Source organism: Streptacidiphilus jeojiense (genome assembly GCF_000719095.1).
Lineage (GTDB): Bacteria > Actinomycetota > Actinomycetes > Streptomycetales > Streptomycetaceae > Streptacidiphilus > Streptacidiphilus jeojiensis.
In genome coordinates this window covers 215714-238059 of sequence record NZ_JOEH01000004.1, presented here as the reverse complement: position 1 = coordinate 238059, position 22346 = coordinate 215714, and the positions used below count along the sequence as shown (strand labels likewise).

The following is a 22346-nucleotide window of genomic DNA, read 5'->3' as shown; positions in this document are numbered from 1 at the left end:
ACGGGAGCCTCGCCGCTGCGACGGCTAGGCGGACAGTCGTTCGGTCGGTGCCTCCGGTCGAGGGACGTCGGGGGCGACGTGGGAAACCTCCTCACGGGAGCCGTAGGGCTCCAGATACGGGCGCCAACGGGGGTCCCGGTGGCCGGTGCCGATGATCCGCCAGGCGAGGCCGCTGGGCGGGGCCGGAGGCCGCTTCATCCGCCAACCGAGGTCGGCGAGGTGGCGGTCGGCCTTGACGTGGTTGCAGCGGCGGCAGGCCGCCACCACGTTGTCCCAGCGGTGCTGCCCGCCCCGGCTGCGGGGCACCACGTGGTCGACGCTGGTTGCGACGGCACCGCAGTACACGCACCGGCCCCCGTCGCGGGCGAAGAGCGCACGCCGGGTGAGCGGAACAGGACCACGAAAAGGGACCCGCACGAAGCGGGTCAGACGAACGACGGACGGCGCCGAAATGGCGCTGGTGGCGCTATGCATCAGAACCCCGGAGTCCTCAAGGCTGACAGCCTTCTTGTCGAGGACCAGAACGAGGGCGCGGCGCATCGATACGACGCCGAGTGGCTCGTACGACGCGTTGAGGACCAGGACATGCGGCACGAGGGCCTCCCTTTACGCCGACGGCGCGTGGCTCGCGCCGGGACGAGCACGCAGTCCGGACGGACTCCGTACCGGTCACACATGGTTCGCTTCACGATCTCCCCTCAGTGTCGCCGCAGGCCTCCCCGTGGCGCCACTAAACCGGAAGAACAGGGACAGTGTGTCCTGTCCCACATCCTTCATGCCCCAGATCTTCATGAGCTGCACTTCCTGGTGCTCCCCGGCGCTTCCCCCGCGCTTCCCCGCCGGGGGACGACAGCCGCCCTCGGTAGGGTGTGCTGATGGCTACGCAGACTCCCTCTCCCACACCGTCGGCCCCTTCGATCGACGACGCGACGAAGAGTGCAGGTCAGGCCGTCGGCTATCTCAGCAGCCACTGGGAGGGCTGGGTCACCGGCGGGGTGAAGATCATCTTCATTCTGGTGGTCGCGATGGTCGTGCGCGCGGTGATCCGGACCATGATCAGCAAGATGGTGACCCGGATGGCCCAGGCCCACCGGGAGAACCAGCCCGCGCTGATAACGAACCTGCTGGAGAACGCGGAGCGGCGCAAGCAGCGCTCGCAGGCGATGGGGTCGGTGCTGCGCAGCGTCGCCTCGTTCCTGATCCTCGGCACCGCCGCGCTCACCGCGCTGTCCGTGCTGGGCATCAATCTGGCCCCGCTGCTGGCCAGCGCGGGGGTGGCCGGCGTCGCGATCGGCTTCGGCGCGCGCAACCTGGTCACCGACTTCCTCTCCGGCGTGTTCATGATCCTGGAGGACCAGTACGGGGTCGGCGACCAGATCGACACCGGCGTCGCCTCCGGGACGGTGCTGGAGGTCGGCCTGCGGGTGACCAAGCTGCGCGGCGACGGCGGTGAGATCTGGTACATCCGCAACGGCGAGGTGAAGCGGATCGCCAACATGAGCCAGGGCTGGGCCACCGCGACGGTCGAGGTCCCGGTCGGCTACCACGAGGACCTCGGCCGGGTGGAGGAGCTGATCCTGGCCGCCGCGGAGGAGATGGCCAAGGACGACCCCTGGACCGAACAGCTCTGGGAGCCGGTGAAGGTGCTCGGCGTGGACTCGCTGGGTGCGGACACGGTGGTGGTCAAGGTGGCCGCGAAGACCATGCCGGGCAAGGCCATGCCGGTGGCACGAGAGCTGCGCCGCCGGATCAAGACCGTGCTGGACGAGAACGGCATCCAGGTCGGGACGGTGTCGCTGCCGGCGGCCAGGACCGAGGACGAGTCGGCCGCGGCGGCGGAGATCGCCGCGCCGTCCGTACTGGCCGACCCCACCTCGGCCCAGTCGCGCGCCGCCACCGCGATAGCGCCCGCGGCCTCGCCGACGCAGACGCCGACGCAGACGGAGTCCAACACCCGGCAGCCGGGACACGAGGACGGGCGGTAGCGGGCGGCGCGCCGGACGCACTCCGGTACACATCGGGCCCCCAGGTAACGCTTCGGTTTCCTGGGGGCCCGAGCGCGTGCGGGGCATTGACACGCTCTTGCCGGGGGCCGTACGTTCCTGCCCACAGTTAGGAAAGTTTCCTAATAGTTCAGGTGTCCCGGTGGTCCGGTGTGAGGAGTGAAGAGGCAGATGTCCGCCACAGGCCACAGCAGCAGCCACAGCGGCAACGGAGCGACCGGCGGCGGTGCCGGGCAGCCGGGGACGCCGAGCCTGCTGCGCGCCATCAACGACCGGGCCGCGCTGGAGCTGCTGCTTGAGCAGGGGCCGCTGTCGCGGAGCCAGCTCGGGGGCCTGACCGGACTGTCCAAGCCGACCGCGTCGCAGCTGCTGGCGCGGCTGGAGAGCGCCGGGCTGGTGGTGCCGGTCGGCACCACCGCCGGACGGCCGGGTCCCGGGGCGCAGCTGTACGAGATCAACCCCGAGGCCGCCTTCGTCGCGGGTCTGCACGTCAACCCGTGGCGGATCCGCGCCTCGGTGGCCGACATCACCGGTCAGGTCGTCGGCGAGTACCGGCTGGCCACCCCGGGGCGGCACGCCGCCGGAACGGTGGACCGGGTCCGCGAGGCCGTCTCGGCGGCCGCCGACGCGGCCGGGCTGGACCTGGGGGTGCTGGGGCAGGTCGTGATCGGCACGCCCGGCGCGCTGGACCCGACCACCGGCAAGCTGCGCTACGCCCCGCACCTGCCGGGCTGGCACTCGCCGCGCCTGCTGGCGGAGCTGACCGAGGGTCTGGGCGTGCCGGTCGCGCTGGAGAACGACGTCAACCTGGCCGCGGTGGCCGAGCAGCGCGTCGGCCAGGCCCGCGGCGTGGACGACTTCGTCCTGCTGTGGGTCGAGGACGGGGTCGGCGCGGCGGTCGTGCTCGGCGGCAAGCTGCACCGGGGCCACACCGGCGGCGCGGGCGAGGTCGGCTACATGCCGCTTCCGGGCGCACCGCTGGTCCGCAACGTCCGCCGGGAGAACGCCGGCGGGTTCCAGATGCTGGCCGGCGCCCCCGCCGTGCTGGCGCTGGCCAAGGAGCACGGCATCGGCGGACGCACCGCGCCGGAGGCCGTGACCGGGGCGGTCGCCGCGGCCGAGGGCGGCGACGACGCCATGCTGGCCGCGCTGGCGCGGCGGCTGGCGACCGGTCTGGCCGCGATCGTCGCGGTGGTCGACCCGGAGCTCGTCCTGCTCAGCGGCGACATCCCGCAGGCGGGCGGGGAGCGCCTGCGCTTCCTGGTCCAGGAGGAGCTGACCGGTCTGGCCGTGTCCCGGCCGCGGCTGGGGATCAGCACCGTCGAAGGCTCACCGGTGGTCGTCGGAGCGCTGCAGTCGGCGCTGACGACGGCCAGGGAACGCGTTTTCAGTACCCACTGACCAGCAGTAACCACCCCCACGATTCTCCTCGGACCGGCGCGCGGCGCCGGGGCCGTGGATCAGCACACCCAGACGCAGCATCAGCCAGGTCCACACAGCAGCACTGGAGGAAACCCGTGACGACCTCTCCCTCCGAGAGAATCCGCAGCGCAAGCTTCCGGCGCGCCACCGCCGCCCTCGCCTGTACGGCGGCGCTCACGCTGACCGCCGCCGCCTGCACCGGCAGCAGCAACGCCGGTTCGGCCGGCAACGTCGGCAGTTCGGCGGCCCCGGTCACCATCACCTTCTGGCACGGCTGGAGCGCCCCGAACGAGCTCAAGGCGATCAACACCAGCATCGCGGCGTTCGAGGCGGCCAACCCCAACATCAAGGTCAAGGCGGTCGGCAACGACACCGACGACAAGGTCAACCAGGCGCTGCGGGCCGGCGGTGCCAACGCCCCTGACGTCGTGTCGACCTTCTCCACCAACAACGTCGGCGAGTACTGCAGCAGCCACGCCTTCGCGGACCTGACGCCGTTCATGAAGGCGGACGGGTTGGACCCGGCCAAGACCTTCCCCAAGTCGATGCTGGACTACACCAACTACAAGGGCGACCAGTGCGCGCTGCCCGAGCTGGGCGACGCCTACGGCCTCTACTACAACACCGACATGTTCAAGGCGGCCGGCATAGCCTCGCCGCCGAAGACCCTGAGCGAGTTCGACGCCGACGCGGTCAAGCTCACCAAGGTCAGCGGCAGCAGCTACAGCCAGCTGGGCTTCATGCCCAACTTCCACGGCTACGAGAACCAGTCCGAGCACCTGATGGGCCAGTGGGGCCCGACCTACTTCACCGCGGACGGCAAGTCCAACGTCGCCGCCGACCCGGCCTTCACCCAGATGCTCACCTGGGAGCAGGGCCTGACCAAGTCGCTCGGCGGCTTCAGCAAGCTGGAGAAGTACCGCAACACCTTCGGCGACGAGTTCAGCGCCAAGAACCCGTTCGAGACCGGCAAGGTCGCCATGGCGATGGACGGTGAGTGGCGGGTCTCGATGCTCAAGACCGACGCCCCCGACCTGCACTACGCCACCGCGCCGTTCCCGGTCCCGGACGCGCTGGCCAGCACCTACGGCCGCGGCTACCAGACCGGCACCATCATCGGCATGAACGCCAAGAGCACCAAGCAGGCCGCTGCCTGGAAGTTCCTGAAGTTCATGACCACCGACACCAAGATGCTGGTCCAGTTCGCCAACGCGATCTCCAACGTCCCCAGCACCTTCGCCTCGCTGCAGGACCCGGGGCTGGACCACTCGGCGCAGTTCCAGACCTTCCTGAACATCGCCAACAACCCCAACACCAACACCACCCCGGCCACCGTCAACGGCGGCAAGTACCTGACCTCGATCCAGAACTTCGAGTACGACTTCGAGTCCGGCAAGGTGCCCAGCCTGCAGGCCGGGCTGAAGAACCTGGACACCACCATCGACAACGACCTGGCGCAAGCCGGTCAGTAGCAGTACGGAGCAGGACCCGGGCCGGTGTCCGCGAGGGCACCGGCCCCCTCCCCCCGCTACTCCCTCCTCCTACCCGTCCTGACCTGGTGGTGACACTCAGATGGCAACCGTCCTCGGAATCGGCAGGGGCCCACGCGGCTCCGGCAGCGCCGCGAGCCTGCCGGTTCCGCCCGCCCTGCGCCGCAAGCGCCGCAAGGAGCTGTCGACCGCGGTCGGCTTCCTCTCCCCCTGGCTGATCGGCTTCGCGGTCTTCTTCGCGTACCCGCTGATCTCCACCGTGTACTTCTCCTTCACCCACTACGACGGCTTCAACGCGCCGACCTTCGTGGGCTTCAAGAACTACACCTACATCCTCAGCAAGAACGCGGACTTCTGGCAGGCCGCCCGCAACACGGCCTGGCTGGTCGTGGTGATGGTGACGCTGCGCACCGTCTTCGGGCTGGGCATCGGGCAGTTGATCGTCAAGGTGCGCAGCGGCTCCGGCTTCTTCCGCACCGCGTTCTACCTGCCGTACCTGGCCCCGCCGGTGGCCGCGACCATCGGCTTCGCCTTCCTGTTCAACCCCGGCACCGGACCGGTGAACCACTTCCTCGGCGAGCTGGGCCTGCCGCAGCCGGGCTGGTTCACCAGCCCTACCTGGTCCAAGCCCTCGCTGGTGCTGCTCACGCTGTGGGGCATCGGCGACCTGATGGTCATCTTCATGGCCTCGCTGCTGGACGTGCCGACCGAGCAGTACGAGGCGGCCTCGCTGGACGGGGCCAACGCGTTCCAGCGCTGGCGCTACGTCACCCTGCCCAACATCACCCCGATCATCATGTTCGCGGTGGTCACCGGGGTCATCCAGACCATGCAGTTCTACACCCAGGCGATCGTCGCGGGGCAGGTCGCCTCGGGCGTGGTCGGCAACTCCGGGCAGCAGTTCCAGCCCGGCTACCCGAGCGGCTCCACCTGGACCCTGCCGCAACTGGTCTACAACATCGGCTTCCAGAACTTCGACTACGGCTCCGCCTGTGTCATCTCGATCATCCTGTTCGTGGTCGCGATGGCCTTCACCGCCCTGCTCATGCGCCGCCGGGCCGGTCTCGTGGGCGAGGACTGAGCTGTGTCCAGCGAAAGGCAGCAGTCCCCCCGCACGCCGCAGTCCCCCGAAAGGTCGGGTCCCCCAACCATGAGCGACACAGCAGTCCAGACCCCGGGCGAGGCTCCCGGGGGCGCCCCGGTCACCGTCCGGTCCCGCAGCGGGGTCCCGTCCAGCTCGGACGCGGCCTGGCGCAAGGCCAAGCGGCAGCGTCGGCTCGAGTGGATCGCGGTCCACTCGATCGCGATCACCGTGGCGCTGCTCTTCATCCTGCCGTTCGTCTTCCTGTTCCTCACCTCGGTGATGACGGACAGTCAGGCCCTCACGACGAACTTCTGGCCGCAGCACTGGGTCTGGAGCAACTACCGGACCGTCTTCAACGTCCCCGGTTTCGGCACCTGGTGGAAGAACACCATCGAGTACGCGGTGCTCGGCACCGCGCTGACGGTGCTGTCGTCGGTGCCGGTGGCCTACGCGCTGGCCAAGTTCCGCTTCCCCGGCCGCCGGCTGGCGATGCTGCTGGTCATCTCGATGATGATGCTGCCGCCGCAGGTCATCATCATCCCGATGTACCTGTTCTGGGCCAAGCAGATGCACCTGGACGGCACGCTGTGGCCGCTGATCATCCCGATGGCCTTCGGTGACGCGTACTCCATCTTCCTGCTGCGCCAGTTCCTGCTGACCATCCCCAAGGAGTACCTGGACGCGGCCAAGGTGGACGGCTGCGGCGAGGTCCGCACCCTGCTCAAGGTGGTGCTGCCGATGGCCAAGCCGGCCATCTCGGCGGTCGCCCTGTTCCAGTTCTTCTCCTGCTGGAACGACTACTTCGGCCCGCAGATCTACGCCTCCGACAACCCCGCCGCCTGGACCCTCTCCTACGGGCTCCAGTCCTTCCACGGGGCGCACCAGACCAACTGGAACATGACCATGGCAGCCACCCTGCTGGTCATGGCACCGGTGATCGTCGTCTTCTTCTTCGCACAGAAAGCCTTCATCGAAGGCGTGACACTGACAGGGGTCAAGGGCTGATGAGCCGCACGTCCACCACAGGCCCGGCCGCTCCCGGCCCGCTGAAGCTCGTCGTCGTCGGCGGCGGGTCGACCTACACCCCGGAGCTGATCGACGGGTTCGCCCGGCTCCGGGACTCCCTGCCCATCGGCGAGCTGGTGCTGGTCGACCCGGCCGCCGACCGGCTGGAGCTGGTCGGCGGGCTGGCCCGGCGGATCTTCGCCAAGCAGGGGCACCCCGGCACCATCACCACCAGCGGCGACCTGGACGCCTCGGTGCAGGGCGCCGACGCGGTGCTGCTGCAGCTGCGGGTCGGCGGCCAGGCCGCCCGCAACCAGGACGAGACCTGGCCGCTGGAGTGCGGCTGCATCGGCCAGGAGACCACCGGCGCGGGCGGGTTGGCCAAGGCGCTGCGTACCGTCCCGGTGGTGCTGGACATCGCCGAGCGGGTCCGCCGGGCCAACCCGGACGCCTGGATCGTCGACTTCACCAACCCGGTCGGCATCGTCACCCGCGCCCTGCAGACCGCCGGCCACAAGGCCGTCGGGCTGTGCAACGTGGCCATCGGCTTCCAGCGGAAGTTCGCCTCGCTGCTGGGTGTGGTGCCGGAGCGGATCCGGCTGGACCACGTCGGGCTGAACCACCTCACCTGGGAGCGCGGCGTCCATCTGCTCGACCAGCCCGGCGGCTCCACCGGCCGGGACGTGCTGCCCGAGCTGCTGCAGCGGTTCGGCCCGGAGATCGCCGACGACCTGGAGCTCCCGCTGTCGCTGGTACGGCAGTTGGGCACGGTGCCGTCCTACTACCTGCGCTACTTCTACGAGCACGACCGGGTGGTGGAGGAGCTCAGGGTCAAGGGCTCGCGCGCGTCCGAGGTGGCCGCGATCGAGCGGGAGCTGCTGGAGATGTACGGGGACCCGGACCTGGACGAGAAGCCGGCGCTGCTGGCCAAGCGCGGCGGCGCGTTCTACTCCGAGGCGGCGGTCAACCTGGTGGCCTCGCTGCTCGGGACCGGCTCGCCGGCCGGGGCGGTGCAGGTCGTCAACGTCCCCAACAACGGGACCCTGCCGTTCCTGCCGGACGACGCGGTGATCGAGGTGCCCGCGACGGTGGACGCCACCGGTGCGGCCCCGCTGCCCGTCCCCGCCGTCGAGCCGCTGTACGCCGGGCTGATCGCCCATGTGACGGCCTATGAGCAGCTGGCGCTCGACGCCGCGCTGCGCGGGGGCCGGGACCGGGTCTTCCAGGCCCTGCTGGCGCACCCGCTGGTCGGTCAGATCGACCTCGCCGACGGCCTGACCGACCGTCTGATCGCGCACAACCATGAACATCTGGCATGGGCGTGACCACGATCGACGAGCGGCCGACTACCGGTACGGAGAGCGGAATCCCAGTGGGGCAGCAGCAAGTGAGTGACGGGGAGAGCACCGTCGGCAACCCGTTGGGGGCCGGCAGCGTCGGTGCGGTGGGGCGGGAACTGGTCCCCGGGGTGCTCGCCATCGACGCGGGCAACAGCAAGACGGACGTGGCGCTGGTCAGTGCCGACGGGCAGGTGCTCGGCACCGCCCGCGGCGGCGGCTTCGTCCCGCACATCGTCGGCAGCGAGGTCGCCGTGGCCGGACTGGCGCCGCTGGTCGCGGCCGCCGCGGCCGAGGCCGGGCTCGACATCGGCGCCGGTCGCGGGCCGCTGGCCACCCATGTCTCGGCCTGCCTGGCCAATGCCGACCTGCCGGTCGAGGAGCAGCGGCTGCAGGAGCTGATCGCCGGCTACGGCTGGTCCAGGACCACGGTCGTCGCCAACGACACCTTCGCGCTGCTGCGCTCCGGCACGGACGCCCCGCGCGGGGTGGCCGTGGTCTGCGGCGCCGGCATCAACTGCGTGGGGCTGCTCCCGGACGGGCGCACCGCACGCTTCCCGGCCCTCGGCATGATCACCGGGGACTGGGGCGGCGGTGGCGGCCTGGCCAACGAGGTGATGTGGGCCGCCGCCAGGGCGGAGGACGGACGCGGGCCGCACACCGCGCTCGCGGCCGCGGCCGCCGCCCACTTCGGCCTGGAGACGACGCTGGCCGTGGCGGAGGCGGTGCACCTGGGCGGCATCGACGAGGCCCGGCTGCACGAGCTGGTGCCGGTGCTGTTCGCGACCGCGGAGGCCGGGGACCCGATCGCGCTGGAGCTGGTGGACCGTCAGGCCGACGAGGTGGTGCGGCTGGCGGTGGTCGCGCTGCGGCGGCTGGACCTGCTGGACTCCCCCGCCGACGTGGTGCTGGGCGGCGGGGTGCTGGCCTCCCGGCAGCCGCTGCTGCTGGACGGCATCAACGCCCGGCTGGCCGCGGACGCCCCCAAGGCGCTGCCGCGGATCGTGACCACCCCGCCGGTGGTGGGCGCCGCCCTGCTGGGACTGGACCACCTCGCGGCGGCCGGCCTGGGCGGCGCGCCCGGCGCGCAGGAACGGCTGCGCGCCGGCTACGCGCTGCGGCGGCCGTCCGCCTCCGAGGGGGCCGCGCGCCTGGTCTGAGGGGGCCGCGCGCGGACGGCCGGCGGCCCGGCGGGTGTCCTCCGCCGGGCCGCCGGCCGTCGTTCTGCCCCTTCACCGCCGCGTCAGTTGGCCCAGGGCGGGGTGACGGTGCTGCCGTCGGCGAGCGTGGCGGTCAGACCGACGCTGGTGACGGTCCACATGGTGGCGGGCTCGCCGCCGGGGTTGTCCACCCCGAAACGGGCTCCGGCCGGGACGATCACGGTGTCGCCGGGGACCAGGTCGGCCGCCTCTCCGTCGACGGTGAAGCGCAGGGCGCCGGTGAGGACGTGGATGACCTCCTCACGGCTGACGGTGTGCGGGACGCCGGTGGTTCCGGCCGGGATCTCCACCCGCCAGGCGCAGATCTCCTTGCTGCCGGTGCCGGTGTTGGCGTGGGCGACGAAGCGGGATCCGTGCATCTCGTGGACGGTGGCGTCGGCACTGCGGATGACAGGCATGATGGCTCCCCGAAGATGGTCAAGCGGCTTGTCCTTCTGTGGATAGTCAAGCTGCTTGCCCATCGATAGTCAAGCCACTTGTCCTTCCATGGCAGACTTGGCGCATGAACGACTCCCGCGCCGCCGACGTCCGCGCCCTGCCCGCACTGCTGCTCGCCCTCAGCGGCGAACTGGTCGCCGGCGTCCAGGCCGGCGGTACCGCACGGGGCTTCGGCGACGTACGCCCGGCACACGGCTACGCCTTCGTCCGGCTCGCCCCCGACGGCGCGACCATCGGCGAACTGGCCGAGTACCTGGGCTTCACCAAGCAGGCCGCCAGCCAGCTGGTCGACGAACTGGTCCGCAAGGGCTACGTCGAGCGCCGCCCCCACCCCACCGACGCCCGGGCCCGCCTGGTCGTCCTCACCGAGCGGGGCTGGGCCTGCACCAGGGCCGCGGACGAGGCGGCGGCGGAGACGGTGGCCCCGTGGATCGAGGAGCTGGGGCCGGAGCGGTTCCACACCCTGGTGACGGATCTGGCCCGACTGGCACCGCGGGGACCGATCCGGCCCAGCTGGTAGTCGCTCCTGTCCCGCCCGCGTCACAGCTGGGCGACGAAACCTCAAGATCGACGCAAGTCCCGTGTGGATGCCGCAGGGGTTGGCCATACTGCTCCCAAAGGACCGCAGCAGGGGAGCGACGGGGGAAGGGGGCGCGCCTGATGACGACGCCGGGTCAGGGTTACGGGCAGGGCGGAGGGGCGGTGGCCACGGCGCCGCCGTCACCGCCCGCCCTCGTGCGCCCCGCCGACGAGAGTCCCGCGCCCGGCCGTGGCGGCCGCCGTCCCGGCGGCTCCCCGCTGCGCCGGCTGTGGACCATGGGGACGCTGCTGGCCGTACTGGCCGTGGTGTTCGGCGTGCTGACGGTGACCCAGGTCGTGCAGAGCTCCAACGCCGCCACCAGCGTGGTGGACCACAGCCAGCCGCTGAGCGACGACGCCGCGCAGATCTTCCACTCGCTGGCGGACGCGGACACCACCGCGGCCACCGGCTTCCTGCAGGCCGGCAATGAGACCGCGGCGGTGCAGAAGCAGTACAACAGCGACATCGCGATGGCCTCCACGCTGCTGGCCAAGGCCGCCGGGAGCACCGCCACCGACGACCCGGGACAGGTCCAGATCCGCCAGCTCAACGCCCAGCTCCCGGTCTACACCGGCCTGGTGGAGACGGCCAGGGCCGACGACCGGCAGGGGCTGCCGCTGGGCGGCGCCTACCTGCGGTTCGCCTCGGGCCAGCTGCAGAACACGATGCTCCCCGAGGCGAAGCAGCTCTACACCACCGAGACGGCGCGGCTGCACCACGACTACGCGGACGCGCAGGCGCTGCCCTGGGCCGCGATCGGCCTCGGGGCGGTGCTGCTGGCGGCGCTGGTCTGGGCGCAGGTCCGGCTGTTCCGGGGCACCAACCGGGTGTTCAACGTCGGTCTGCTGGCGGCCAGCGCGTTCACCGCCGCCGCGCTGATCTGGCTGGGCACCGCGCAGAGCCTGGCCGCCTCCGATCTGCGGGCCAGCAACACCCGGGGCGCGGCGCCACTGCAGGTGCTGAACGAGGCGCAGATCACCGCGCTGCAGTGCCGCGGCGCTGAGAACCTCAACCTGGTGGCCCGCGGGTCCACCACCGACTACCAGACCCTCTGGCAGACCGTCAGCACCGAGCTGGCCGGCCAGGGCGGCTACCTGGACCAGGCCGTGCAGATGACCAGTGGCGACGCCGCGGCGCAGCAGCAGGTGCAGGCGGCCCTGGCGGCGTTCGGCACCTGGGACAAGCGGCACGACGCGGCCGGCACCGCCAACAACAACGGCGAGTACGCGACCGCGGTCCAGGACACCATCGGCTTGCCGGGGACCGCCTCCACACAGACCACCGATGCGGCGTTCACCAGCCTGAACTCCAGCCTGGCCGCCGCCATCAGCCATGAGCAGGCCAACTTCGCGAAGCTGGCCGCCGACGGGCGCGGGGCGACCACGCTGCTGGCCGAGGGCGCCGGCGTACTGGCGGCGCTGGCCGCCGCCGGGGCGCTGCTGGGCATCAACCGCCGGGCGGCGGAGTACCGGTGAGGGGGCGACAGATCATGAGGAAGCGACTGATGGCCATGGGCACGGGCAGCCGGACCCGCGCGGCGGTGCTGGCGGCGGGTGCGCTGCTGCTGGGCACCGTCGCCCTGCCCGGCAGTTCGGCGGCCGAACCGCGGCCGCAGGCGGTGCGGATCAGCGCCGGGGCTCCGGCGCTGGCCCCCGCCGCGGCGTCCTGCGACACCGGCACCAGCCTGACGCCCAGCACGGACGACAGCGGGCCGAACGTGCAGCGGATCAGGAAGCGCGGGAAGCTGATCGCCGGCATCGACACCAACAGCGACCTGTGGGGCTTCCGGGACCCGGCCACCGGGAACCTGCAGGGCTTCGACATCGACCTGGTGCACGCCCTGGCCAAGTCGATCCTGGGCGACGCCAACGCGGTGGAGTTCCTGGCCGTGCCGACCGCCAACCGGATCACCGCGCTGCAGAGCGGCCAGGTGGACGTGGTGGTGCGGACCATGACGATCACCTGCGACCGGCTGAAGCAGGTCTCCTTCTCGGTGCCCTACTTCGACGCCGGGCAGGAGGTGGTCGCGCCCAAGTCCTCGCCGATCACCGGTCTGGACGACACCGTCAAGGGCAGGCAGGTCTGCGCGGCGACCGGCTCCACCGGTCTCGACCTGCTGAAGGCCAACCTGCACGGCGCCAAGGTGTTCACCGTCGCCAACCAGCTGGACTGCCTGGTGCAGATGCAGCTCGGCAACGTGGACGCGACCATCACCGACAACGCCCTGGGCGCCGGCCAGGTGGCCCAGGACCCGACCATTCATCTGGTCGGCGGACTGTTGGACCACGAGGTCTACGGGGTGGCCATGAAGCTGGGCTCCACTGATCTGGTCCGCAGGGTCAACGCCGCGATGCAGGACTTCCTGGCGAACCAGTGGACCGCCGAGTACAGCAAGTGGTTGAAGCCGCTGGGAGCTTCACCGGGGGCGCCGGTTCCGCACTTCGCGGGTTGAGCCGGCCGCCCAGGTGACGAGAGTGCAGAGGACGAGTACCCGAGGGTCGACAATTCAAGGGACGACGGGGACCGAAGAACGAATGGCGGACGGATGGCGCTGACAGGACCGAACGGTCCGGTGATGACCCGGGAGGAGGTGGACCGCACCCTGACCAGGCTCGGGGCCGAGCGGGACGCCGTGGAGGCGTCGCTGCTGGCGCTCCAGGACCACCCGGGCCGCCGCCTGCTGGAGGGCGCCGAGCTGAACGGCCGCACCCGGGACCGCTGGGTGCAGGCCGAGCCGGGCCTCGGGCTGCTCTGGTCCATGTTCGACACCTACTCGGAGGCGCTGGCCGCCGCCCGGGCGGTGCGCTCCCGGCGGGCCAGGCCCGGTCAGGCCGAGCTGTACGAGCTGACCGAACTGCTGCGCGGACGGGGCGTCACCGTCTCGGCCGGGAAGCTGCCGCAGGGCGGCCACACCGTCACCGGGATCACCGGCAGCGCCCGGATGAGCGAGCAGGTGAGCCTGACCGAGCTGGTCGACCGGATGAACGGCTGGTACGGGCGGATCATCGAGATCGCCTCGGCCGCCGACGCGGTCTGGTCCGCGCTGCCGGCCCGGATAGACCTGCTCACCGCCGAGTTGGGCCGGGTGCGGGCGCTGGCCCGCTCGGTGGGCGTGCACCCCGGCGAGCACCCGGCCGGGGACGCTCTGGAGGAGATGACCAAGGAACTGGCCGCGCTGCGCGGCGAGGTGGTCACCGACCCGCTCGCCTTCTGGACCGCGCACCCGGCCGCGGGCGGCTCCGAGACCTCCCGCGGCACCGTCCCCGGCAGCGTGGACACCGGCCGCTACGACCGCGCCGCCCGCACCGTGGACGACCTCCGGCTGGAGCTGGAGGACCTGCTGCGGCTGCGGGACGACGCCGACGAGCGGCTCGAAGGCGTCGGCGAGACACTGGCCCGGGCGGACGCCACACTGGCCGAGGCCAGGCGGGCGCGCGGCGAGGTGCTGGCCAAGATCGCCTCGACCGAGGTCCCGGCCGTGCCCGGTCCCGCCAGCGCGATGCGGGAGCGGCTGGCCCAGGCCGACCAGCTGCGCCGGCACGGCCAGTGGCACCGGCTCGGCCCGCTGCTGGACACCCTGGAGGGCGCCGCCCAGCGCGAGTTGGAGCGGGCCAGGGAGTCGCTGACCGCGGTCACCGCACCGCTGGCGATCCGCGCCGAGCTGCGCGGACGGCTGGACGCGTACAAGGCGATGGCCGCGCGGCGGGGCGTCGCGGAGGATCCGGAACTGATCGAGCGTTACGACCAGGCCCGGCGGATGCTGTGGAGCGCACCCTGCGACCTGAGGGCCGCCGAGTACGCGGTCCAGCGGTACCAGCAGGCGCTGCGACCACCCGGCAACGGTTTTGACGGCGATCTTAACGGCGGCGGGGGCAGTCCGGTGGACGGGCGCCCGTACAGGGGTTGACCATGATGGCGAACAGTCGATCGATGGGGGGATGGCGGGGATGACGTCCATGACGGGCACACCGTGCACACGGCCGGAGTGCACCGGCGGCGGAGTGATCGACGCCGACGGCTACTGCACCGAGTGCGGGCTGGCGCCGGCGGCGGTCCCCGCTCAGGCCGCCGCGGCCGCGGGGTCCGGCACCGGGTCCGGCACCGGCTCGGCGGCGGCCGCTCCGGCACAGGCGGCGGGCCCCGGCTCACCCTGCACCCGGCCGGAGTGCACCGGCAACGGAGTGATCGACGCCGACGGCTACTGCACCGAGTGCGGGCTGGCGCCCGCGCCGGTGGCCGCCGCGAGCGGCGTCCCGCAGCAGGCCTCCTCCCAGTCGGTCCGCTCCGGCAGCAGCACCTCGCGCGGTTCCTCGCGCTCGCTCTCCGGCCGCTCCCGGTCGGTCCGCAGCGGTTCCACCCGCTCCTCGGTGTCGGTGCGCAGCACCCGCAGCAGCACCTCGCAGTCCAGCCGGGGCGCGCTCGGCGCCGGGCTGGTGACGGTGCCTCCGGTGCCCCGCCCCGATCCGCGCAGCATGGTCCAGGAGCACCCCGAGGTCCCCGAGCGCAAGCGCTACTGCAGCAAGTGCGAGGCCCCGGTGGGCCGTTCGCGCAACGGCAACGCGGGCCGCCCGGAGGGGTTCTGCACCAAGTGCGGCACCGAGTACTCGTTCAGTCCCAAGCTCTTCGCCGGGGACCTGGTCGGCGGCCAGTACGAGGTGGTCGGCTGCATCGCCCACGGCGGCCTGGGCTGGATCTACCTGGGCATCGACCGCCGGGTCAACGACAAGTGGGTGGTCCTCAAAGGCCTGCTGGACACCGGTGACGAGGAGGCGCTGGCGGTCGCCATCGCCGAACGCCGCTACCTGGCCGAGGTCGACCACCCCAACATCGTCCGCATCATCAACTTCGTCGAGCACCCCGACCTGGCCAAGGGCAGCACCGACGGCTACATCGTGATGGAGTACGTCGGCGGCAAGTCGCTCAAGGACATCGCCGACGAGCGGCGCGGCGCGGACGGCCGGCGGGTCCCGCTGCCGGTCGAACAGGCCATCGCCTACGCCCTGGAGGCGCTGCCGGCGCTCGGCTACCTGCACAGCCGGGGCCTGATCTACTGCGACTTCAAGCTGGACAACGTGATCCAGTCCGAGGACCAGCTGAAGATCATCGACATGGGCGCGGTGCGCCGCCAGGACGACGACGGCGCGATCTACGGCACCGTCGGCTACCAGGCCCCCGAGATCGCCACCGACGGCGTCTCGCCGGCCTCCGACCTCTACACCGTGGCCCGTTCGCTGGCCGTGCTGACCTTCGACTTCCAGGGCTTCTCCACGGTCTACCGGGACACCCTCCCGGGCCCGGAGGACGTCGAGGTCTTCGACCGCTACGAGTCCTTCTACCGGCTGCTGGTCCGGGCCACCGACCCGGACCCGGACAAGCGCTTCTCCTCGGCGCAGGAGATGGCGGAGCAACTCACCGGGGTGCTGCGGGAGATCCTGGCGCTCCAGGACAACCGGCCCCGGCCCGCCCTCTCCACCCTCTTCGGCGCGGAACTGCGGGTCGTGGACACCGAGTTGGTCGGTCCGGCCGGCTTCGACGCACCCGGCCGGGACCGGGTCGGCCGGCGCCGCGGACGCAAGGCCGCGGTCCCGGCGCCCCGCGCACCGCTGCCGGTGCAGACCGCTCCGGGCGCGGCACCGGCGCCGGCCGTCGGCGCCAACGGCGCCGGCAACGGGAGCGGCAACGGGAGCGGGGGCCATCCGGCGACGATCCCCGGGGTGGTCCCGGCGCTGCCGTTCCAGCCGGGCGGCGACGCGGCCCCGCAGGTGCTGGCGCTGGACCCGCGCCCGGCCGCGCTGGCGCTGCCGGTGCCGCGGATCGACGTGGCCGACCCCAACGCCGGCTTCCTGGCCGCGCTGATGGCGACCGCGCCCGCCGACGTCATCGCGGCGCTCCGCTCAGCGCCGCTGAGCTCGGTCGAGCTGCGGCTGCGGGAGCTGCGCGCGCTGATCGAGATCGGCGATCTCGCGGCCGTGGACGCGGCGTTGAACGCTCTGTCGGCGGACCACCCGGACGACTGGCGGGTGGTCTGGTACCGCGGCCTCGCCGCGCTGGTCGCCGCGGGCACGGCCGGAGGCCCGGAGCCGCTGGCGGCGGCGCGGGCCGCGGCCGACTCCTTCGACGCCGTCTACGACGCGTTCCCCGGCGAGGCCGCGCCCAAGCTGGCGCTGGCCATCTGCGCCGAGGTGCTGGGCTCGCGCGAGGACGCGGCCGAGTTCTACCGGCTGGTGTGGACCACCGACCGCGCCTACGTCAGCGCGGCCTTCGGGTTGGCCCGGGTGCGGCTCGCGGCCGGCGACCGGGTGGGCGCGGTGGACGCGCTGGAGTCGGTCCCGGAGACCTCCAACCACTACGTGGCGGCCCGGGTCGCGGCGGTGCGGGCGCGGCTGCGGGAGCGGTCTGCGGCCGAACCGCTCAAGGGCGACCTGGACGCCTGTTCGGTCCAGCTCACCGGGCTCGGCCTGGACGCACGGCGCCGCGAGGAGCTCTCCGTCGAGGTGCTGGGCAAGGCCCTGGGCTGGGTGCTGGCCGGGCGTCCTGACGGTCCGGCGGGTGCAGGACCGATCCTGCTGCTGGGCCATCCGGCTGAGGAGCGGGAACTGCGGTTCGCGCTGGAGCAGTCGTACCGGGTACTGGCGCGTCTCGCGGAGCAGCCCGAGAAGCGGATCGAGTGGGTGGAGCGGGCCAACCGCACCCGGCCCAGGACGTGGGTGTAAGCGCGCATGGACCAGTTGACCCTTTCCTGTCCCAACTGCGCGCAGCCGGTGGGCGAGAGCGACCGCTTCTGCGAGCAGTGCGGGCGCGACCTGACGGTCGCGGCAAGCCCGCCCTCCGGGGCGACGGCCCCTGCGGGGGCTGCTCACGCCCACGGCGTTGTGCCTGCCGGCGCGGGCCCCGACGTGCCCTCCGGTCCCGGAGCCCCCGCCGGGCAGGCCGCCTACGGCGGGGGCGCGCCTGCGGCGGGCGGGCCCGGCGGAGCCGGAACTGCGGTGGAGGCGGGAGCAGTCGGCGTGAGCCAGGGTGGGTCCCCCGGGGCGGCGGCCCCTGCGGGGCAGGCCGCTCACGGCGGGTTCACACCAGGCGCGGCCGGGGCAGCCGCTGCCGGGAGCCGCGGCGAGGCAGGTACTCCGGCTCCGGCTGGGGCTCTCGGCGAAGTCGGGGCTGTGCCGCCGCGGCCGGTAGGGCCGCCGGTGGTGGGGGTGGATCCTCGGGCCGGGCTGGGGCGGGGCGGGGCGGAGGCTCCGCAGGAGGGGCATGTGCCGGGAGCCACCGGGGACTTCCTGCTGGCCGCGCCCGCGCAGCTGCTGGTCAGCGAGGAGGAGCCGGAGTCGGAGCTGGACCACGCCCCGACCGAGCCCAACCCGGTGGTGGTGATCGCCCCCGGCGGCGGCCCGGTGTGCGTCGGGTGCGGAGCACAGCGCATCGACGCGGACGGGTACTGCGAGGCCTGCGGGCGGGCGCAGCCGCGTCCGAGGGACCATCAGGAGCGCGCGCTGGCCGGGGTCACCGGGGTCAGCGACCGCGGCCACCGGCACCACCGCAACGAGGACGCCTTCGCCGTCGCCGCCACCTCCCGTCCCGGCGGCTCCCCCGCCGTGGTCGCGGTGGTGTGCGACGGGGTCTCCTCGGCGACCCGTCCTGACGAGGCGTCACAGGCCGCCGCCGACACGGCGAGCGAGTACCTGCTGGAGGCGCTGGAGTCGGGCGCGGACCCCAAGCCGGCGATGCACGCCGCGATCATGGCCGCGGCGCAGCGGGTCGAGGAGCTGGCCAACGAGGGCCCGCTGGAGCCCAGCCGCAACTCCCCCGCCTGCACCATCGTCAGCGCCATCGCGGCCGACGGCGAGGTCACCGTGGGCTGGGTCGGCGACAGCCGGGCCTACTGGTTCCCGGACGAGCGGGCCGGCTCCGAACGGCTGACCGTGGACGACTCCTGGGCCGCCCGGATGGTCGAGGCCGGGCTGATGGAGGAGGCCGAGGCCTACGCCGACGCCCGGGCCCATGCGATCACCGGCTGGCTGGGGGCGGACGCCGTCGAGGTCGAGCCGCACACCACGGTCTTCGCGCCCCCCTCCGCCGGAGTCGTGCTGATCTGCACCGACGGCCTGTGGAACTACTGGGAGTCGGCCGCCGACCTCGGCGCCGTGGTCCCCGCCGACGCCAGGACCCGGCCGCTGGAGGCGGCGCAGGAACTCGTCAGGTTCGCCTGCGAGCGCGGCGGGCACGACAACATCACAGTCGCCGTGCTGCCCTGCCTCGCCTCCCCCCTGTCCACCCCCTACACACCCACCGAGCTCTCGCTGCCCGTCCTGGGCGCGGGAGAGAAGCGGGAGATCTGACCCCATGGCCAGGCTCGCCAAGTCCAACCTGCCGCAGTTCGCCGTCGACATCTTCCAGAACGAGTACCTGGCCGAGGGCGCCCGCGAGGTGAACGCGATCGTCACGGTCACCGCGACCGGCGGCGGGACCAGCGGCAGCGTCAGCGCCCAGCCGGTCAACTTCGCCGACGGCCCGGACGCCGCCGTGGTGATCATGGTGGACTGCTCCGGCTCCATGGACTACCCGTCCGACAAGATCCGCGCCGCCCGCGAGGCCACCGCCGCCGCGATCGACGCGGTCAGGGACGGGGTCGCCTTCGCCGTGGTGGCCGGGACCCACGAGGCCAAGGAGGTCTACCCGGGCGGCGGCCAGCTCGCCGTGGCGCACGCCGGCAGCCGGGAGGAGGCCAAGCAGTCGCTGCGCCGGCTCACCCCCAGCGGCGGGACCGCCATCGGCACCTGGCTGAGCAAGGCCGAGCAGCTGTTCCACTCCCGCCGGGACATATCGATCCGGCACGGCATCCTGCTCACCGACGGCCGCAACGAGCACGAGAACCCCAACGACCTGCAGCGCACCCTGGACCGGGTGCAGGGCCACTTCACCGCGGACTGCCGCGGCGTCGGCACCGACTGGGAGATCCAGGAGCTGCGCCGGATCTCCTCGGCGCTGCTCGGCACCGTGGACATCGTCGCCGACCCCGCGGGTCTCGCCGACGACTTCCGGGCCATGATGGAGAACGCCATGGGCAAGGAGGTGGCGGACGTGGCCCTGCGGGTGTGGACGCCGGCCAACGCCGCGGTGAAGTTCGTGAAGCAGGTCGCGCCGACCGTCGAGGACCTGTCCGGGCGGCGCAAGGAGTCCGGCCCGAGGGCCGGGGACTACCCCACCGGCTCCTGGGGCGACGAGAGCCGCGACTACCACGTCTGCATCGAGGTCCCGTCGGCGGCCGTGGGCAGCGAGATGCTGGCCGGGCGGATCAGCCTGGTGGTGCCGCAGCCGGACGGGACCACCGAGGTGCTGTCGCAGGGCCTGGTCAAGGCGGTGTGGACGGACGACATCGCCGCCTCCACCAAGATCAGCCCGCAGGTGGCGCACTACACCGGCCAGGCCGATCTGGCGAAGGCGATCCAGGAGGGCATGGAGGCCCACCGGCGCGGGGATGTGGACAACGCGACGTCCAAGCTCGGCAAGGCGGTCCAGCTGGCGCACGAATCGGGCAATGAGGACACCTTCCGCCTGTTGGCGAAGGTGGTGGACGTGGTGGACCCGAAGGAAGGTACCGTTCGATTCCGTAAGAACGTCAGCGAGGCCGACTCGATGACACTGGAGACCCGGTCCACCAAGACGGTCCGGGTCAAGAAGACGCCCTGATCAGAGCAGCACGCGTCCTGAAGAAGCAGGCCGCCCGGCCGGGCGCTGCACCCACGAGCCAGAGGGGGGCTCCCCATGCCGATCTGCCCGCAGGGCCATGACTCGCCAGCCGCCGACTACTGCGACTACTGCGGCTGGCCCATGCCCACGCAGACCGCCCAGCCGCAGCAACAGCAGCAGCCGCAGCAGTGGGGCGTCCCGGACCCGGCGCAGCAGCAGCCGCCGCAGACCGCGGGTCTGGAGATGTGCCCGATCTGCAGCACCCCGCAGACCGGCCGCTACTGCGAGGAGTGCGGCTACGACTACGACCTGGCCACTCCCTCGCGGCGGGCCCAGCAGCAGCCCCCGCAGCAGCAACAGCCGTCCCCGGTGCCGCCGCACTTCCAGCAGCAGCAGCCGTACGGCCAGCCCCAGCCGCCGCAGCCGCAGTACGGGCAGCAGCAGGGCTACGGACAGCAGCCCGGCGGCTACGCCCAGCCGGGCCGGCCCGTCCAGCCGCAACAGCAGCAGCCCCCGCAGCCCCAGCCGGGCACCTACGGCGGGGTCCAGTACTCCACCGGCGACACCAGCGGCGGTTTCGGCACCGACTACTTCCTGCCGCCGCCGCAGGAACAGCAGCAGCAGTCCCAGCCGTCCCAGCCGGTCGGCCGGGTCACCTGGGTGGCCACCGTCGCCGCCGACCGCGACTACTTCAACGACATGATGGCGCGCAGCGGCCCGGACGCCGCCGGGCTGTACTACCCGCCGTACTCGCAGGAGCGGCGGGTGCCCATGACCGGGCGCGGCCAGCTGCGGATCGGCCGGCGCAGCAACCAGCGCGGCACCGTGCCCGAGATCGACCTGTCCACCGCCCCCGAGGACCCGGGGGCCTCGCACCAGCACGCGCTGCTGCAGGAGCAGCCGGACGGCGGCTGGGTGGTCATCGACCAGGACTCCACCAACGGCACCACCCTCAACGGCGCCCCGGACTCGATCCCGGCGCACACCCCGGTCCCGTTGAAGGACGGCGACCGGATCCACGTCGGCGCCTGGACCACCATCACGGTGCACCACGCCTGACGGCCGTACGGCGCCTGAGCGATCCGAGGAGACGTTCAGGCCAGGTCGGCACTGCCCTCGCGGTAGACGGCGGCCGAGACGATCAGGCCGTCCCGGAAGCGGAAGAAGCCCGCTATCGGGACGGCGCTGGTCCGGCCCTCGTGGGTGAGCGTCTCGGTGAGCTCGCAGGCCGCGAGGCCACCCTCGACCACCAGGGTGCGCAGGGTCAGTTCCGGCAGGATGTTGGCCATCGCCCAGCCGAACAGCTCGGTGAGCGCGGCCCGCCCGGTGACCGTGTCGGTGCCGGTCCGCCAGACCGCGTCGTCGGCGAACCCGGCCATCAGGGCGTCCAGGTCCCGGGCGTTGAAGGCGTCCAGATGGGCCTGCAGCAGCTCGCGCGATGTGATCATCCGGTGAGTATGGACGATGACCGGCCCGGCCGTCCGGGACTCGAACATCTGAGACCATGGGGCCGTGGACCAGATCAAGCGAGGCACCCTCGACACCCGGACGTTCTTCGAGCAGGTCGGCGGCGAGCCGGTGTTCCGGCGCCTGGTGCACACGTTCTACCAGGGCGTCGCCGAGGACCCGCTGCTCCGGCCGATGTACCCGGAGCAGGACCTCGGCCCGGCCGAGGAGCGGCTCGCACTGTTCCTGATGCAGTACTGGGGCGGCCCGCGCACCTACAGCGACCAGCGGGGCCACCCGCGGCTGCGGATGCGGCACGCCCCGTTCACCGTCGACCGCGCCGCCCACGACGCCTGGCTGCGCCACATGCGGGCGGCGGTGGACGAGTTGGGGCTGGCCGAGGAGCACCGGCAGCAGCTCTGGGACTACCTGGAGTACGCGGCGGCGTCGATGGTGAACACCCCCTGACCCTGTGCACCCGCTGACCCCGTGCACCCGCTGACCTGTACACGCTGAGCCAACTCCCGTCCACTACCGGGTCGGTCAAGATTTACCCGCGGCCCTTCCGCCACCACTGGCCTGCGTGACAGGATCGCCCGCGAACCGGGGGTGATCGGATCGAGACACGGGGGCT

Annotated in this window: 19 protein-coding genes; 16 read left to right on the top strand and 3 right to left on the bottom strand. The window is 72.3% G+C overall.

Features of this window, described 5'->3' with window-relative positions:
- Window positions 1-24: 24 nt before the first annotated feature.
- Window positions 25-594 (bottom strand): HNH endonuclease, encoded by a 570-nt coding sequence (locus IF29_RS0105970; RefSeq protein WP_042402598.1) that lies wholly within the window; start codon window positions 592-594, stop codon window positions 25-27.
- A 281-nt stretch (window positions 595-875) separates the two neighbouring features.
- Between IF29_RS0105970 and IF29_RS0105965 the strand changes: the two genes are divergently transcribed.
- The 7 genes from IF29_RS0105965 (at window position 876) to IF29_RS0105935 (ending at window position 9501) form a co-directional block, all read left to right on the top strand.
- Entirely contained in the window at window positions 876-1985 is a 1110-nt protein-coding gene (locus tag IF29_RS0105965; protein WP_051725006.1) for a mechanosensitive ion channel family protein, read from the top strand.
- A gap of 189 nt (window positions 1986-2174) precedes the next feature.
- Window positions 2175-3404 carry an ROK family transcriptional regulator gene (locus IF29_RS0105960; protein WP_084713624.1) on the top strand — a complete coding sequence of 410 codons (1230 nt, stop codon included), beginning with the start codon at window positions 2175-2177 and terminating at the stop codon, window positions 3402-3404.
- A gap of 116 nt (window positions 3405-3520) precedes the next feature.
- Window positions 3521-4897, top strand: a complete 1377-nt coding sequence (locus IF29_RS0105955; RefSeq protein ID WP_232242039.1) for an ABC transporter substrate-binding protein — start codon at window positions 3521-3523, stop codon at window positions 4895-4897.
- 100 nt (window positions 4898-4997) lie between these two features.
- Entirely contained in the window at window positions 4998-5996 is a 999-nt protein-coding gene (locus IF29_RS0105950; protein ID WP_084713622.1) for a carbohydrate ABC transporter permease, read from the top strand.
- Between the two features lie 69 nt (window positions 5997-6065).
- Window positions 6066-7004 (top strand): carbohydrate ABC transporter permease, encoded by a 939-nt coding sequence (locus IF29_RS0105945; protein WP_030250559.1) that lies wholly within the window; start codon window positions 6066-6068, stop codon window positions 7002-7004.
- 41 nt (window positions 7005-7045) lie between these two features.
- On the top strand, window positions 7046-8329 hold the full coding sequence (locus tag IF29_RS0105940) for a 6-phospho-beta-glucosidase (protein WP_030250557.1): 1284 nt from the start codon (window positions 7046-7048) through the stop codon (window positions 8327-8329).
- 143 nt (window positions 8330-8472) lie between these two features.
- The gene (locus IF29_RS0105935; protein ID WP_380520838.1) at window positions 8473-9501 is read left to right on the top strand and encodes an N-acetylglucosamine kinase; all 1029 of its coding nucleotides are present in this window, start codon (window positions 8473-8475) and stop codon (window positions 9499-9501) included.
- Window positions 9502-9584: 83 nt separating this feature from the next.
- On the opposite strand, the gene IF29_RS0105930 is transcribed toward IF29_RS0105935, so the two are convergent.
- Complete coding sequence (locus tag IF29_RS0105930) at window positions 9585-9959, bottom strand: cupin domain-containing protein (RefSeq protein ID WP_030250552.1); 375 nt, start codon at window positions 9957-9959, stop codon at window positions 9585-9587.
- Between the two features lie 104 nt (window positions 9960-10063).
- Between IF29_RS0105930 and IF29_RS0105925 the strand changes: the two genes are divergently transcribed.
- The 8 genes from IF29_RS0105925 to IF29_RS48450 all read left to right on the top strand — a co-directional run bounded on the left by IF29_RS0105925 (window position 10064) and on the right by IF29_RS48450 (window position 21325).
- The gene (locus tag IF29_RS0105925) at window positions 10064-10519 is read left to right on the top strand and encodes a MarR family winged helix-turn-helix transcriptional regulator (RefSeq protein WP_030250549.1); all 456 of its coding nucleotides are present in this window, start codon (window positions 10064-10066) and stop codon (window positions 10517-10519) included.
- Between the two features lie 140 nt (window positions 10520-10659).
- Window positions 10660-12054, top strand: coding sequence for a hypothetical protein (locus IF29_RS0105920; protein ID WP_232242038.1), 1395 nt, complete (start codon window positions 10660-10662; stop codon window positions 12052-12054).
- A 14-nt stretch (window positions 12055-12068) separates the two neighbouring features.
- The gene (locus IF29_RS0105915) at window positions 12069-13031 is read left to right on the top strand and encodes a glutamate ABC transporter substrate-binding protein (RefSeq protein WP_084713618.1); all 963 of its coding nucleotides are present in this window, start codon (window positions 12069-12071) and stop codon (window positions 13029-13031) included.
- A 123-nt stretch (window positions 13032-13154) separates the two neighbouring features.
- Window positions 13155-14486, top strand: a complete 1332-nt coding sequence (locus IF29_RS0105910) for a hypothetical protein (RefSeq protein ID WP_232242037.1) — start codon at window positions 13155-13157, stop codon at window positions 14484-14486.
- 40 nt (window positions 14487-14526) lie between these two features.
- Complete coding sequence (locus IF29_RS0105905) at window positions 14527-17292, top strand: serine/threonine-protein kinase (RefSeq protein ID WP_084713616.1); 2766 nt, start codon at window positions 14527-14529, stop codon at window positions 17290-17292.
- Window positions 17293-17832: 540 nt separating this feature from the next.
- Window positions 17833-18915 carry a PP2C family protein-serine/threonine phosphatase gene (locus tag IF29_RS0105900; protein WP_063757438.1) on the top strand — a complete coding sequence of 361 codons (1083 nt, stop codon included), beginning with the start codon at window positions 17833-17835 and terminating at the stop codon, window positions 18913-18915.
- A gap of 4 nt (window positions 18916-18919) precedes the next feature.
- Window positions 18920-20266, top strand: a complete 1347-nt coding sequence (locus IF29_RS0105895) for a vWA domain-containing protein (RefSeq protein WP_030250537.1) — start codon at window positions 18920-18922, stop codon at window positions 20264-20266.
- A gap of 75 nt (window positions 20267-20341) precedes the next feature.
- On the top strand, window positions 20342-21325 hold the full coding sequence (locus IF29_RS48450; protein WP_030250535.1) for an FHA domain-containing protein: 984 nt from the start codon (window positions 20342-20344) through the stop codon (window positions 21323-21325).
- Between the two features lie 35 nt (window positions 21326-21360).
- On the opposite strand, the gene IF29_RS0105885 is transcribed toward IF29_RS48450, so the two are convergent.
- On the bottom strand, window positions 21361-21714 hold the full coding sequence (locus IF29_RS0105885) for a nuclear transport factor 2 family protein (protein ID WP_030250533.1): 354 nt from the start codon (window positions 21712-21714) through the stop codon (window positions 21361-21363).
- A 64-nt stretch (window positions 21715-21778) separates the two neighbouring features.
- On the opposite strand from IF29_RS0105885, the gene IF29_RS0105880 reads away from it, so the two are divergent.
- Window positions 21779-22180 carry a globin gene (locus IF29_RS0105880; protein WP_030250532.1) on the top strand — a complete coding sequence of 134 codons (402 nt, stop codon included), beginning with the start codon at window positions 21779-21781 and terminating at the stop codon, window positions 22178-22180.
- The last annotated feature ends 166 nt before the right edge of the window (window positions 22181-22346 follow it).